Annotated in this window: 15 protein-coding genes, 1 tRNA gene and 1 pseudogene; 12 read left to right on the top strand and 5 right to left on the bottom strand. The window is 72.0% G+C overall.

The annotated features are described in order from the left end of the window. Window positions 1-1,039 (bottom strand): annotated as a pseudogene (locus tag KBX34_RS28610) (pyruvate dehydrogenase (acetyl-transferring), homodimeric type); the annotation flags it as partial. 171 nt (window positions 1,040-1,210) lie between these two features. Between KBX34_RS28610 and KBX34_RS28605 the strand changes: the two are divergent. The 8 genes from KBX34_RS28605 (at window position 1,211) to KBX34_RS28570 (ending at window position 7,221) form a co-directional block, all read left to right on the top strand. Further along, window positions 1,211-1,558 (top strand): hypothetical protein, encoded by a 348-nt coding sequence (locus KBX34_RS28605; RefSeq protein ID WP_210794700.1) that lies wholly within the window; start codon window positions 1,211-1,213, stop codon window positions 1,556-1,558. A 23-nt stretch (window positions 1,559-1,581) separates the two neighbouring features. Next, window positions 1,582-1,986 (top strand): secondary thiamine-phosphate synthase enzyme YjbQ, encoded by a 405-nt coding sequence (locus KBX34_RS28600; RefSeq protein WP_185755388.1) that lies wholly within the window; start codon window positions 1,582-1,584, stop codon window positions 1,984-1,986. 251 nt (window positions 1,987-2,237) lie between these two features. After that, window positions 2,238-2,642: a MarR family winged helix-turn-helix transcriptional regulator gene (locus KBX34_RS28595; protein ID WP_099856296.1), complete on the top strand. Its 405-nt coding sequence runs from the start codon at window positions 2,238-2,240 to the stop codon at window positions 2,640-2,642. A 51-nt stretch (window positions 2,643-2,693) separates the two neighbouring features. Beyond that, window positions 2,694-5,249 carry a thiamine pyrophosphate-dependent enzyme gene (locus KBX34_RS28590; RefSeq protein WP_210928048.1) on the top strand — a complete coding sequence of 852 codons (2,556 nt, stop codon included), beginning with the start codon at window positions 2,694-2,696 and terminating at the stop codon, window positions 5,247-5,249. A gap of 112 nt (window positions 5,250-5,361) precedes the next feature. Next, window positions 5,362-5,799: a DUF3052 domain-containing protein gene (locus tag KBX34_RS28585; RefSeq protein WP_007463483.1), complete on the top strand. Its 438-nt coding sequence runs from the start codon at window positions 5,362-5,364 to the stop codon at window positions 5,797-5,799. An 86-nt stretch (window positions 5,800-5,885) separates the two neighbouring features. Beyond that, complete coding sequence (locus KBX34_RS28580; RefSeq protein WP_210928046.1) at window positions 5,886-6,350, top strand: peroxiredoxin; 465 nt, start codon at window positions 5,886-5,888, stop codon at window positions 6,348-6,350. Between the two features lie 77 nt (window positions 6,351-6,427). Next, a tRNA-Val gene (locus KBX34_RS28575) sits at window positions 6,428-6,499 on the top strand. 173 nt (window positions 6,500-6,672) lie between these two features. Next, a complete protein-coding gene (locus KBX34_RS28570) occupies window positions 6,673-7,221 on the top strand; it encodes a hypothetical protein (RefSeq protein WP_210928044.1) in 549 nt (182 codons plus the stop codon). Between the two features lie 22 nt (window positions 7,222-7,243). Here the strand turns inward: KBX34_RS28570 and KBX34_RS28565 are convergent, their stop codons facing one another. Both KBX34_RS28565 and KBX34_RS28560 read right to left on the bottom strand, forming a co-directional pair. Next, window positions 7,244-8,629: a hypothetical protein gene (locus KBX34_RS28565; protein WP_210928042.1), complete on the bottom strand. Its 1,386-nt coding sequence runs from the start codon at window positions 8,627-8,629 to the stop codon at window positions 7,244-7,246. Beyond that, a complete protein-coding gene (locus KBX34_RS28560; RefSeq protein ID WP_088949551.1) occupies window positions 8,626-9,129 on the bottom strand; it encodes a SigE family RNA polymerase sigma factor in 504 nt (167 codons plus the stop codon). The genes KBX34_RS28565 and KBX34_RS28560 overlap by 4 nt, the downstream gene beginning before the upstream one ends. 214 nt (window positions 9,130-9,343) lie before the next feature. Here KBX34_RS28560 and KBX34_RS28555 point away from each other — a divergent pair, with 214 nt between their 5' ends. Beyond that, complete coding sequence (locus KBX34_RS28555; protein ID WP_210794709.1) at window positions 9,344-9,973, top strand: HAD-IA family hydrolase; 630 nt, start codon at window positions 9,344-9,346, stop codon at window positions 9,971-9,973. 13 nt (window positions 9,974-9,986) lie between these two features. Here KBX34_RS28555 and KBX34_RS28550 read toward each other — a convergent pair whose 3' ends face one another. After that, a complete protein-coding gene (locus tag KBX34_RS28550) occupies window positions 9,987-10,922 on the bottom strand; it encodes an aminoglycoside phosphotransferase family protein (protein WP_210928040.1) in 936 nt (311 codons plus the stop codon). A gap of 220 nt (window positions 10,923-11,142) precedes the next feature. Between KBX34_RS28550 and KBX34_RS28545 the strand changes: the two genes are divergently transcribed. Beyond that, complete coding sequence (locus tag KBX34_RS28545; RefSeq protein WP_158240973.1) at window positions 11,143-11,622, top strand: N-acetyltransferase; 480 nt, start codon at window positions 11,143-11,145, stop codon at window positions 11,620-11,622. Between the two features lie 94 nt (window positions 11,623-11,716). Continuing rightward, window positions 11,717-12,859 carry a polysaccharide pyruvyl transferase family protein gene (locus KBX34_RS28540; protein ID WP_179780364.1) on the top strand — a complete coding sequence of 381 codons (1,143 nt, stop codon included), beginning with the start codon at window positions 11,717-11,719 and terminating at the stop codon, window positions 12,857-12,859. Window positions 12,860-12,868: 9 nt separating this feature from the next. Here the strand turns inward: KBX34_RS28540 and KBX34_RS28535 are convergent, their stop codons facing one another. Next, the gene (locus tag KBX34_RS28535) at window positions 12,869-13,075 is read right to left on the bottom strand and encodes a hypothetical protein (RefSeq protein WP_088949546.1); all 207 of its coding nucleotides are present in this window, start codon (window positions 13,073-13,075) and stop codon (window positions 12,869-12,871) included. 83 nt (window positions 13,076-13,158) lie between these two features. Here KBX34_RS28535 and KBX34_RS28530 point away from each other — a divergent pair, with 83 nt between their 5' ends. After that, on the top strand, window positions 13,159-13,677 hold the full coding sequence (locus tag KBX34_RS28530; RefSeq protein WP_210928038.1) for a DinB family protein: 519 nt from the start codon (window positions 13,159-13,161) through the stop codon (window positions 13,675-13,677). The last annotated feature ends 69 nt before the right edge of the window (window positions 13,678-13,746 follow it).

The raw sequence follows: 13,746 nt of genomic DNA, 5'->3' as shown, positions 1-13,746 counted from the left end.
CGTACGCGCCCGACTCCGCCTTGTAGGTCTGGTAGTCGCCGTCGGTCGTGGTGTTCATGAGGTTGACCAGCGCGCCGTCGGTGTCCGCTGCGAGCAGCGGGTCCCACTCGCGGCCCCAGACGACCTTGATCACGTTCCAGCCGGCACCCCGGAAGAACGACTCCAGCTCCTGCATGACCTTGCCGTTGCCCCGGACCGGGCCGTCCAGCCGCTGGAGGTTGCAGTTGATCACGAAGGTGAGGTTGTCCAGCTCCTCGCGGGCGGCCACACCGATGGCGCCCAGCGTCTCCGGCTCGTCCATCTCACCGTCGCCCAGGAACGCCCACACGTGCTGCTGCGAGGTGTCCTTGATGCCGCGGTGCTGCAGGTACCGGTTGAACCGGGCCTGGTAGATCGCGTTCAGACCGCCGAGACCCATCGAGACGGTGGGGAACTCCCAGAAGTCCGGCATCAGCCGCGGGTGCGGGTACGACGGCAGCCCGCCGCCGGGGTGCGACAACTCCTGGCGGAACCCGTCGAGCTGGTGCTCGCTGAGCCGCCCCTCCAGGAACGCCCGCGCGTACATGCCGGGGGAGGCGTGGCCCTGGTAGAAGATGTGGTCGCCGCCGCCCGGGTGGTTCTTGCCCCGGAAGAAGTGGTTGAAGCCCACCTCGTAGAGCGAAGCCGAGCTGGCGAAGGTCGAGATGTGCCCGCCGACGCCGATCTCCGGGCGCTGCGCCCGGTGCACCAGCATCGCGGCGTTCCACCGGACGTACGCCCGGATCCGCCGCTCGACGTGCTCGTCACCCGGGAACCACGGTTCGCGTTCCGACGGGATGGTGTTGATGTAGTCGGTGGTGGTCAGGGGCGGAACCCCGACCTGGCGCTCACGGGCCCGCTCCAGCAGGCGCAGCATGACGTAGCGGGCGCGTTTGGCGCCGCGTTCGTCGATGACACCGTCAAGCGACTCGACCCATTCGCTTGTCTCGTCAGGGTCGATGTCCGGAAGCTGGCTCGGTAGGCCGTCGCTGATCACCGGGCGCTTGCGTTCCGTAGCCACAGGCGTTCCCTCGGTTGTGTGTGGGATAGGTCTCTAGCGCCATCCTGCCCCCTGGTGGCACCTGTCGTCACGTCTAGGGGCCCCTGACGCGACGCTCAACACAGGTACCCGTCGGTAACTTAGCGCGACGACGAGCTTTCGGCCCTTGTTCTCGTTTCCTACCGTGGTGACATGTTCGGGCGACGAGTAGTTGTCGGCGGTGCACTCCTGGCGGTCGGGGTGCTCGCGGCGATCCCAGCGACCTGGGTGCTCCTGTCGGGTGATCCCGCCGTGCTCCCGATCATCGTCCTCGCCCTGGCCGCGGCCGTCTTCGGCGCGGCCCAGTTGCGCGGCGGCCTGCTGGCACCTGCTGACCGGAGGGCGCGGCCCGTGCCCGGCCAGCGCCGCAGGCACGCCGACACAGGTATCCCGGCGACCTACTACGGGAGCGACTCGGGCGGCTGGGACTGGTCCGGCGGCGGTGGCGACTCCGGCGGTGGGGGTGGTGGGGACTCTGGTGGCGGTGGCGGCGGGTCCTGACCCGCTCGGGCAGAATGCGACGTATGCGCAGCGACGTCATCACCGTCCGGACCGGGTCCCGCCCGAGCGTCCACGACATCACCGCAGAGGCCCAGCAGTTCGTCTCCAGTGAGGGTGACGGACTGCTGCACGTCTTCGTGCCACACGCCACCGCCGGCCTCGCGATCATCGAGACGGGCTCCGGCTCCGACGACGACCTGCTGACCGCCATCGACGCGCTGCTGCCCACCGACGACCGCTGGCGGCACCGGCACGGCTCGCCCGGCCACGGCCGGGACCACGTGCTGCCGGCGTTCATTCCGCCGTACGCCACACTGCCGGTCCTCGGCGGCCGGCTGGCCCTCGGCACCTGGCAGTCCGTCTGCCTGGTCGACACCAACGGTGACAACCCCACCCGCCAGGTCCGCTTCTCCTTCCTCCCCGGCTGACCGCTTACTCCCCGGCTGACCGCGCCTCGCGCCGCCGTCGCGCGCTCAAGATCCGCGCAAGTTCCCTGAAAGTGCTGCCTCAGCGCGCGCCGAGGCAGCACTTTCCCTGATGTTGCCCGGATCTAGAGGCTTCGGTCGGGGGCCTCGGTGACCGGCCCCGTGCGTACGATGTGGCCGTGACGCAGGAGGTGGGTTCCGCAGCAGGTGGGCCGGTGGATCGGGCCGGTCTCGCCGCCGATGTGCTACGCCGGATGGCCCACGTGAGCGACGCCCTGCGGCACCGGCAGGGCTCCGCGTTCGCCGAGTTGGGACTCACCCCGGCGGCGGCCCGGGCGTTGCGTGAACTGGACCCGGACCACCCGCTGCCCGCCCGTGACCTCGCCGGTCAACTCGGCTGTGACCGGTCGAACGTGACGGTGCTGGTCGACAAGCTGGAGCAGGCCGGGTTGGTCGAGCGCCGCACCGACCCGGCGGACCGGCGGCAGAAGACGTTGGTGGTGACCGAGAAGGGGCGCGTCGAACGGGACCGGGTGACCGAGGTGATGTCTGACTCCCGACTCCTGTCGGGGCTGACCGACCGGGAGCTGAGCACCCTTCGTGACCTGGTGTGGAAGGTGTCCGACGGTGGCTGCCCGGAGCCCTGCGGGCCGGAGTGAGCCGACCCGCCCCAGCCGTGTCCCACTGGGCGAGGCGGCCTCCCGTCGGTAATGCTGTCCGACGTGACCACCCCGCAAGACCTCGACGACCGATTCCGGGAGACGCTGACGGCGCTGCCCGCCGCGCAGCAACGGCGTGATCCCGCTGACCCGGTCACCGACGACGCCCCACTGACCGGCGCGCAGGTGCTGGACCTGTTCGACGCACAGGTGACCAGCCGGCAGCTCGACCTGGCCGGCCGTTGGCTGCGCAGCTTCGGGGAGGGCTTCTACACGATCGGCTCGGCCGGGCACGAGGGCAACGCCGCGGTCGCCGCCGCGCTACGTCCCACCGATCCGGCGCTGCTGCACTACCGCTCCGGCGCGTTCTACTGCCAGCGCGCCGCCCAGGCCGCCGCCGAGGCGACGCCGGCGGACCAGGCACAGCCGGCTGCCGACACGCAACCAGCCACCGGCACGCAACCAGCCACCGGAACGCAACCAGCCACCGGCACGCAACCAGCCACCGGCACGCAACCCGCCGTGGATCCGCAGCGAGCCGTGGACCCGGGGCCCGCCGCCGAACCCGAGGCAGCCGAGCAGTCCGAGGCGTCCGAGCCGTCCGGGACCGAGCCGCCCACCGGCGGGTTCGCGGCGTACGCGGACGCGGCCCGGGACGTGCTGCGCGGCATGGTCGCCTCCAGCCAGGAGCCGATCGCCGGCGGTCGGCACAAGGTGTTCGGCCGGGCCGACCTGGCCATCGTGCCGACCACCTCCACCATCGCCTCGCACCTGCCCCGCGCGGTCGGCATGGGACTGGCCGTGGAACGGCTGCGCCGCCTGGACAGCGCCGGGCGGCGTACCGGGGCGGGGGTCCGGGTCGGCAGCGGCGCGGGCGCCGCGCACGCCCCCTGGCCACCGGACGCGATCGTGGTCTGCTCGTTCGGCGACGCCTCGGTCAACCACGCCAGCGCCACCGCCGCCTTCAACACCGCCGGGTGGTACGACCACGGCAAGCTGCGCATCCCGGTGCTCTTCGTCTGCGAGGACAACGGGCTGGGCATCAGCGTCCGAACACCTGAGGGCTGGGTCGAGACGACCCTGCGGGCCAAGCCGGGCATCCGCTACTTCAGCGCGGACGGGGCCGACCCGGTGCAGACGTACGCGGTGGCGGCGGAGGCCGCGGCCTGGGTACGCCGTACCCGGCGGCCGGCCGTGCTGCACCTGCGCACCGTACGGCTGATGGGGCACGCCGGTGCGGACGCGGAGTCGGCGTACCGCAGCCCGGCCGAGCTGGCCGAGGACCTGGACCGGGACCCGGTGGCCGCCACCGCGCGGCTGCTCGTCGACGCCGGTGTGGCGACCGGCGAGGAGCTGCTGGCCCGGTACGACGAGACCGGCTGGCAGGTACGCCGGCTGGCCGAGGAGGTGCTGGGCGAGCCGAAGCTGGCCTCCGCGGCCGACGTGGTGTCGACGTTGGCGCCCCGCCGCCCGATGCGGGTGGCGCGGGCGGTGGCCGACGCCGCGGCACGGGCCAGCGGCCCGGGCGCGGGTGCCCGGGCGGAGGCGTTCGGTGGCAAGCCGCCGGAGCTGAGCGGGCCGATGACTCTGGCGCAGAGCATCAACGCGGCGCTCGCCGACGGGATGCTCGATCACCCGCAGATGGCGATCTTCGGTGAGGACGTGGCTGCCAAGGGCGGCGTGTACGGGGTGACGAAGGGGCTGCGCGACCGTTTCGGGGCGGCCCGGGTCTTCGACACCCTGTTGGACGAGACGTCGGTGTTGGGGTTGGGCCTGGGCGCGGGGCTGGCCGGGATGCTGCCGGTGCCGGAGATCCAGTACCTGGCGTACCTGCACAACGCCGAAGACCAGCTGCGCGGCGAGGCGGCCACCATGCGGTTCTTCTCGCAGGGGGCGTTCCGCAACCCGATGGTGGTGCGGGTGGCCGGGCTGGCGTACCAGGAGGGGTTCGGCGGGCACTTCCACAACGACAACTCGGTGGCCGTACTCCGGGATGTGCCTGGTCTGGTGGTCGCGGTGCCGGCGCGGCCGGACGACGCCGCGCCCATGCTGCGGACCTGCCTGGCCAGCGCGGCGGTGGACGGCAGTGTCTGCGTGTTCCTGGAGCCGATCGCGCTCTACCACACCCGCGACCTGTACGCCGATGGCGACGGGGAGTGGCTGGCCGGATACCCGGAGCCGGGGGCGTGGGTGGCCGGGCACGTGCCGATCGGGCGGGCCCGGGTCTACCGGGTCGGTTCGGCGGACGACCTGACCATCATCACCTTCGGTAACGGGGTGCGGATGTCGCTGCGGGCAGCGGCCGTCCTCGCCGAGGAGGGGGTGGGCACCCGGGTGGTGGACCTGCGCTGGCTGGCCCCCCTGCCGGTGGCCGACATCATCCGGGAGTCCTCGGCGACCGGCCGGGTGCTGGTCGTGGACGAGACACGCCGCTCCGGCGGGGTCGGCGAGGGAGTGATCGCCGCGCTGGTCGACGCCGGATATGTCGGTGCCGCGCGACGAGTAGCGGCAGTTGACTCGTTTGTACCATTAGGTCCGGCAGCACGTCACGTACTGGTCTCCGCGGAAGCCATTACCGACGGTGCCCGTACGCTGCTGGCACGGTAAATTCCGTTCCACCCGGTGCGCCACTTGCGCGCGGACGCACAACTGTGTGGACTTTGCCTGACGGCGTCGCACCGACGCCGCGAGCAGGGACGAGATGAGGAGGCACGCGACAGTGAGCGCGACCGCTGGTCAGGCCGCCGACGGGGTACGCAGCCTGGCGGACCGGTTCGGAATCGAACCGGGGATGGTCGTCATGGAGATGGGGTACGACGACGACGTCGACCAGGATCTCCGAGACGCCCTGACCGACCGCTGTGGAGATCTGGTCGACGAGGACACCGACGAGGTGGTCGACGCCGTGCTGGTTTGGTACCGCGACGGCGACGGTGACCTTTTCGAGCTTCTCGTCGATGCCCTCGGCCCGCTGGCCGACAACGGGGTCGTGTGGCTCCTCACCCCGAAGGCGGGGCGTGACGGGCACGTCGAGCCGAGTGAGGTCGCGGAGTCCGCACCCACCGCCGGCCTTCAGCAGACCTCGACCGTCAACGCCGGCCGGGACTGGAGCGGCGCACGTCTGGTGCTGCGCCGAGGGGCCAAGGCCAAGAAGTAGCCCGTGCCGCTTCGCGCGCCCGGCGGTCCGCACCGCCGGGTGGCAAGCCGGTGCCGTTTTCGTGACCCGACCCGAGGAGAGTTCGCATGCCCATCGAGGTTGGTGCCGAGGCACCGGACTTCGTGCTCAAGGACCAGAACAACCAGGAGGTCCGGCTCTCGGGCTTCCGGGGCAGGCGCGTCGTCCTGCTGGTCTTCTACCCGCTCGCCTTCACCGGCACCTGCCGGGGTGAGCTGTCCGAGATACGGGACAACCTCGACGAGTACGTGAACGACGACGTCCAGGTGCTGACCGTCAGCGTCGACTCGGCCTACAGCCACAAGATCTGGGCTGACCGCGAGGGCTACCAGTTCCCCATGCTGGCCGACTTCTGGCCGCACGGCGGTGTCGCCCAGGCGTACGGGGTCTTCAACGACCTCGCCGGGTTCGCCAACCGGGGCACCTTCGTCATCGACAAGGCCGGCGTGGTCCGCTTCGCCGAGATGAACGGCCCGGGCGAGGCCCGCGACCAGCAGGGCTGGCGCAAGGCCATCGCCGCAGCGACGGTCTGACCGGGGTACGCCGTGCGCCCGAGCCGGTGGCGGGCAAGGTAAGCTTGCCCACCACCGGCCCGCCGCACGGGCGATCCGGGCGCGTAGCTCAGTGGGAGAGCACCCGCCTTACAAGCGGGGGGTCGCAGGTTCGAAACCTGCCGCGCCCACCCCTCATCATGAAACGGCAGCAGTACGTGCCCGCGAGTGATCTCTGGCAGCTCAGCAGCGCGGCGTTCGGCGTGTCGAGCTGCCCGACTGCCAACCATCGACCGCGTGCTGACCCGGAGTCGACCCGCGCCCGGGTGACGACACCCACTGCGCGCGCCGCCATGATGGGCGGGTGCAGGACACCGTCGCCGTCGCGCTGATCACCTCACTGTCCACGTTGGCCGCCGCCGGCCTGACCGGGTTGGTCGGCGCGCTGAGCACCCGACGGCAACTGGCCCACCAGCTCGCCGTGGCCCGCCAGGAAAGCGTCGAACGGCGGGCGACGCGCCGGGACGAGCTACGGCGGGACGCGTACGTCGGGTTCCTGAGCGCCTGCGACCAGGCGTACCGGCAGTTGGACCGGCGGTGGCTCGAAGCCGGCGGAAGTGAGCCGGTGCCGGGCTACGACGAGGCGTACGCGGCGATGCGCGCCGTGGACGAGGCGTACAACCTGGTGTTGTTGGAAGGGCCGGCGGAGGTCGAGGCGGCGAGCCGGGCTGTGTTGACCAGCATCGGTGCGGAGCGCGTCGACCAGCGTCGGTTGGGCGAGGAGCCTGGCGGCGCGACGGCGCCCTTGCGTGAGCGCCATCGGGAGCGCTGGCTGGTCGCGATCGAGGCACGCACGAATCGCCGGATCTCGTTCGTCGATGCCGTTCGCCCGGTGCTGGATCGGGACGGGTGACGCCGCGTGCTGCTGCCGTTTCTCACCCACCAGCCCGGCGCGCTCGCCTGACGCGTCGATCGTCGAGCCACAGCGCGATCCGTTGGCGGCTCGCGTACACCACTCCGACAGTGACCAGCATGGTGACGAGACCCGTCCAGAGCCAGAACCGACCACCCACTCCGCCCGGCGGCTGCGCGTCGCGGACGCGTCCGCTGCGGACCACCTGGTCGGCGACGTCGACGGCGATGACCTGGTCCGGCGCGGTCAACACGGTTCGCGGTGCGGTGGCTCCGGGCGTGAGCGCGAGCACCCGTACGGTGCGCACGCGCTGGTCGCTCGTGGGCGGGGCCGTCTGCTCCTCGAGCGGCAGGTCGGGGGCGAGGGGGTCCGGCTGATAGGCCGCCACCAGCGCCGACCCGTCCGGCGCCCAGCCGAGCAGCCGGATGGCGACGACCCCGGACACAGCGGGCAGGCGTAGTGGACCGACGTCCCGGCCGCTGGCGGGGTCGACCTGGCGCAGGGTCCACTCGCTGTCCGCCCGGCGGACAGCCAGCGTCAGGTTCGTGCCGTCCGGACGCCATGCGCCCTTGCCGGCCAGCCATGTCTCGTCGGGCAGGGCGAACGAGGAGAGCTCGCGGCCAGCCAGATCGGTCACCGCGACGGTGCGGCCGTACTGGTAGGCGAGCCGACCCGGGGCGGCGGCGACGGTCGAGCCGAAGCGGGCCTCCTGGGCGCCGGCGGCCAGCCTGGTCCAACGCTCCCCGCCGAGGGTCACCGCACTCAGCACGGTGGTGTACGTGGCCCCTTCGAACGCGACCGGCACTTCGTCACTGACCACCAGCGACCCGCCGTCAGCGGACCAGCCGACAGGTGTGCTCCAGACACTGCGGTCGACGGGCGACGTGAGTCGCTGGGTCCGGCCGGTGATCAAGTCGATGACCTCGACGCCCGGATCGTCCTGGACCCCGTCCGGCCGGGCCACGTACCGGCCGTCGGGGGAGAGGTGGACCGACACGCCCGCCAGTGACTCCCCGCCCATCCGCATGATCCGGTAGCGGTCGGAGTCCGCGTCGACCACGCCGACCACGTTCACGTCGTTCCAACCGTGCAGACGCGGCGCCGGCCCGTCGAAGATGACCGACGCCGGACCGAGCCGGGGACGGTCGGTGACATGCAGCGTGCCGATCGGCGGCAGGGCGATGTGGTCGGGCAGCGCGGCGTTCGCGGCGGCGGCCGGGTCGAGGCCGGGGGTACGCGTCAGCGGCACCACGACGCCGGCCAACGCGAGCAGCAACAACGCCGCGGCGCCGACGCCCACGCGGCGCAGACGGTCGCGGCGGGCGGTGGCGAGAGCGCGCTCGTACACCGGGTAGGTGGGCACGTCCTCGGCGGTGGCACGCAGTGCGTCGCGGAGCCGGGCGGTCATCGGGTGCTCCTCTCCGCGGCGGCGTCCAGCAGGTCGGGAGCGACCGCTCGGAGTCGGCGCAGTGCGTCGTGGGCGTGGCGTTTGACGGTGCCGAGAGAGCAGCCGAGCAGGTCGGCGACCTGCGCTTCGGTGCGGTCCTCGTAGTAGCGCAGCACGATGACGGCCCGTTGGCGGGGGGTGAGGTGGCGCAGCGCGGCGGTGAGGGTCAGTCGTAGGGCGGTGGTGTCGGTGTGGTCGCCGCCGGCCCGTTCGGTGGGTTCGGCTTCGAGGCGTTCGGCGAGGCGTCGGCGTCGCCACCAGGAGACCTGTTGGTGGTACATGACGCGGCGGACGTACGCCTCGGGATCGCCGTCGCGGATGCGTCGCCAGTGGCGGTAGGTGCGCGCCAGGGCGGTCTGCACGAGGTCTTCGGCGAGTTGATGGTCACCGGTGAGGAGGTAGGCGGTCCGGGACAGCGCCGGCGAACGCTGCACCACGAACTCGTGGAACGTCTCGGTCATGCCCACCCCCTCGGTGAGAAGAACGCCTCCCGTGCGGCGGATGGTTGAGGCCCCCTGCCGAGCTGAGGACACCACCCGCCAAGATTCGCGCAACTTCAGTGTTGTTGCTGCCTCAGCAGTCGGCGAGGCAGCAGGATCCCCGAAGTTGCGCGGATCTTGGGGCGGGGGAGCCGGGCGGCTATTGTCGTCCGACGAGCATCAGGGGGAGCGTGGCGTGACACTGGCAGGCATCGGCGCGGTGCTGTTCGACATGGATGGCACTTTGGTCGACTCCGACGCCGCCGTCGAGCGGGCCTGGGAGCGGTGGGCCGTCGAATACACCGTCGACCCCGCTGCGGCGCTGGCGATCGCGCACGGCAGCCCCGCCGACCGGACCATCCGCCGGCTGCTGCCCGCGCTCGACGACAGCGCGGTCGCCGCGGCTGCGGCGCGACAGCTCTCGTTGCAGTACGACGACCTGTCCGACGTGACGGCCACCGTCGGGGCGCACGACCTGCTGAGCGCGCTGGCCCGGTTGGAGTTGCCCTGGGCGGTGGTGACCAGCGCGGACGCGCGACTGGCCGAGGCTCGGCTCGGTGCCGCCGGCATCGTCGCGCCGGTGCTGGTCACCGTGGAGGACGTGCGGGTGGGCAAGCCGGACCCGGAGGGCTATCTGCGGGCCGCCGCTCTGCTGGGCGTGCCCGTGGCGCGGTGCCTGGTGGTCGAGGACGCCGAGGTGGGGCTGCGGGCCGGGCGGGCGGCCGGTGCGATGACCGCCGCGCTGAAGGGCCTCGACGGCGATCTGCGCCTTGCCGACCTGGCGCAACTGGCACGCCACCTGCAGTCGACGCCGACGACGCCCTGACCCGCCCGCCGGGTCACCGGAGGCGGGTGGCCAGCCACGGGAGCAGGGCGTCGGCCTGGGCCTGCTGAAACGCGCGGACGGTGGGGATGCCCTGCGGTGGCGGACGACGAGCGCCGTCGGCGAAGAACCCGGCCAACCCGGCGTACACGCCGGTGAGCGTCATCGGGTCGACCTCGGCGGTGATGGGCAGCCGGCGCAGCAGGGACTCGGTGTCGTGCCCGCCGTGCAGCCGGACGTTGACCAGCAGCAGCGCGGTGTCCAGCCAGGCCGGCCCCCGGCAGGCCCCCGGCCAGTCGACGACGGTGACCGTGCCGGTCGCGTCGAGCAGCAGGTTGTCGGCCCGTACGTCCACGTGGCAGAGCGTGTCACCGGTCAGCGCGGCGATGCCGTGGTCGGCGGCGGCGCGCAGTTGGTCCAGGTGCTCCCAGGCCCACGGGTCCAGCACAGCCGGTGGGTCGGCCGCGATCCGGTGCCACCCGGCGAAGTCCTCGGCCAGCAGGTCGGCGGCGGTCGGCACGTGCGTCACCGGGCTCGGGGTGAGCACCGCGGCCATCACCTCCAGGGCCTTCAGGACGCGGGTCAGCTCATCGGCCCGCCACGGGGTGGCCGGGTGTCGACCGTCCACGTCGGAGAAGACCAGCGCCACCCACTCGCCGTCGTCGTGGCAGCCCAACAGTCGGGGCGTCGGTGCCGAGGCCGGCAGGGCGGCGGCCGTACGGGCCTCCGCCCGGTGCATCCCGGGGCTGTCCGGGTTCTGCGCCGGGCTGATCGCCTTGACGAACGCCCGCCGACCGGTCGCGGTGCGGACCCGGTCCGCGGTGCCCGGCGAGTAGCCGCCTGGTTGGGACACCGCCTCGACCACCCGATCGCCGATGATCTCCTGCACCGACGTCCGGACCCGCTCGGGCAGGTCGGTCCAGCCGATCCGGTTGGTGGTCTGCTGCGTCACCTACTCACCGTGCGCCCCATCCACGCCGCCGGACAACCCATTTCCCCTCCGGTGGCCACCCCCTCCGGATTGTCGAGGTGGCCGTCGCTGACGTGAGCTCGTCATCATGGCCGGGTCGCGCACGCCTGGCTGTCCCGTCCGTCCCGCCGTGGCCAACCCGGTGGCGTGTCCGGGCGGGTTCTGCTGCACTACCCGCTGGCAACGACGAAGGGGAGCGACTGTGGAATTGACGTTGACGCCGATGACGGCGCAGGAGCTGGCCCGGCTGCTGGTGTCGCTGGAGCAGGGGTACGCCGATGACCTGGTGGCGCACCGGGGGATGACCCCGGAGGCGGCCCTTGATCGGTCGAGCAGTCAGATCCGGGAGTCGCTGCCGGCGGGCGCGGCCACCGAGGGGGCGCTGCTGCGGATGGGCCGGGTCGGTGACACCGAGGTCGGTTGGATCTGGGTGACACTGCCGACGGCCGCCGCCCCGGACCAGGCGTGGATCCACAACATCGAGGTGCACGAGGAGCACCGGGGACACGGGTACGCACGCCGGATGATCCAGCTCATCGAGGTCGAACTCGCCCAGCTCAAGGTGCCCGAGCTGGGTCTGAACGTGTTCGGGACGAACACCGTGGCGATCGGGCTCTACCGCAGTCTGGGCTTCGAGGTCACCTCACAGCAGATGGCGAAGCGGATCGACCCGGCGGGCTGAGGTCGGAAGCGGGACCCAGGACGGTCCCCCCGGCAGGACTGTTCACCTGCCCAGCGGGAAACCGGCGCGGACCGCACCTGGGGAGGAGCGACGGATGACGCACGGTGCCGGACTGACCATCGGTGTGCTGGGCTCGTACGGTGGGCGAAACCTCGGCGACGAGGCGATCCTCACCGGCCTGCTCACCGATCTGCGTACGCAGGAACCGAATGCCCGGATCATCGTCTTCTCCCGTAACCCGGAGCACACCCGGGCCGCCCATCCGGACGTCGAGGCGGTGCCCTGGGAGGGCGTCAGCCGCACCGACTCCGCCCTGGTCCTGGCCCAACTCGATCTGCTCATCCTGGGCGGCGGTGGCATCCTCTACGACCGGGAGGCTCGCCGTTACCTGCGGGTGGTCCGGGTCGCCCAGGAGCGGGGCCTGCCGCTGATCACGTACGCGGTGGGGGTCGGGCCGCTCAGCGACGGGGTGGACACCGGCATGGTCCGGGAGACGCTCTCCGGCGCGACTCAGGTGACCGTCCGTGACCAGGAGTCCCGGATGGTGCTGGAGGAGGCTGGCCTGCTCAACCCGATCACGGTCACCGCGGACCCGGCCTTCCTGTTGCAACCGGAGGAGTTCCCTGCGCACCTGCTGGCCGAGGAGGGTGTGCCGGTCGGCAAACGCCTGGTCGGGATCAGCGTGCGGGAGCCGGGGCGGGCCGCCGAACGGCTGGACGTGGACGGCTACCACCGGCTGCTGGCCCAGATCGGTGACTTCCTGGTGCACCGGATCGACGCGTACGTGCTGTTCGTGCCGATGGAACGCGACGACATCCGGCATGCCCACGGCGTCCTGTCCCACATGGTCGCCGCCGAGCGGGGCCGGATCCTGCACGGCACCTACTCGCCGCAGCAGGTGCTCGGGCTGATGCGCCACTTCGACCTGGCCGTCGGCATGCGCCTGCACTTCCTGATCTTCGCGGCGATGGTCGGCACACCGTTCCTGCCCCTGCCGTACGCCGGCAAGGTCTTCGACCTGGCCCAACGACTCGGCGTGCCGGCCCTGCGCGGTGTCGAGCGGGAGGTCGAGGGGCCGCTGCTGGCCGAGGTCGACCGATTGTGGGACGAGCGGGAGCAACGCGCCGAGGCCACCGCCCGCCGGGTGGCGGAGGTGTGCGAGCAGGCGCGGGGCACCTCGGAGGTCACCCGTGGCGTGTTGGAGAGCCTGCGCAGTCAGACCCTCACCCGGGTCTGACCTGGGCTGTCACACCGCCGGGCCGGTCCACCGGTAGCGCCACTCGCGGGCCTCTTCCCGGGCGGTCTCCAACTCGTAGATCTGCGCGTCGGCCAGCCCACCCGAGCCGATGTGGTGGTGGGTCAGCGGCGGACGGCCGTTGCTGTCCAGTTCGACGGTGATGGTCTGCCCGTCCGCCGTGCCGCCGACGAGAAGGATCTGCACGGATGAAGCCATGCGCCCATCCTGCCCGTAGTGCCGCCCGCCCGCAGCGGATAGCGGGGCAGCGGGGAGCTCCGCTTCGTGACTAGGGTCGGCGGATGGAGCAGACGATCGATCCGACCCTCGGTCCGGTGCTCGCCCGCACCGCCGACGAACGCGCCGTCCTGGACTCGTTCCTCGACTTCCACCGAGCCGTGCTGCTGCGCAAGCTGCGCGGTCTCTCCGACGCCGACGCGCGCCGCCGGCTGGTGCCCTCGGCGACCACGCTCGCCGGGCTGGTCAAGCACCTGACGATGGTCGAGCGGAACTGGTTCCCGACCCTGCTGGCCCCCGAGCCGGGCGACGTCTACCTGACCTCGGACGAGGACGCGGCGGCGCACTTCGCGGTCGGCGACCAGGACACCGTCGCCGGGCTCACCGAGGCGTACGAGCGGGCCTGCGCCCGATCCCGGGTCGTCGCCGCGAGCCTCGACCTCGACCACGTGGTGCCGCACCCGCAGCTCGGTGAGGTGTCGCTGTGCTGGGTGCTGGTGCACATGATCGAGGAGACGGCCCGGCACGCGGGTCACGCCGACATCCTGCGCGAGCTGACCGACGGCGAGTCCGGCGCGATCTGATCTTCGATCACGCCCGGGCGGCCTTTGACGGCGACGCGGTGAGCCCTGGGTGGGATGCGCCGGACCCGC

Origin of the sequence: Micromonospora sp. M61 (assembly GCF_018070245.1) — a bacterium.
Classification (GTDB): domain Bacteria; phylum Actinomycetota; class Actinomycetes; order Mycobacteriales; family Micromonosporaceae; genus Micromonospora; species Micromonospora zamorensis.
This window is presented reverse-complemented; position numbering and strand designations above follow the sequence as displayed.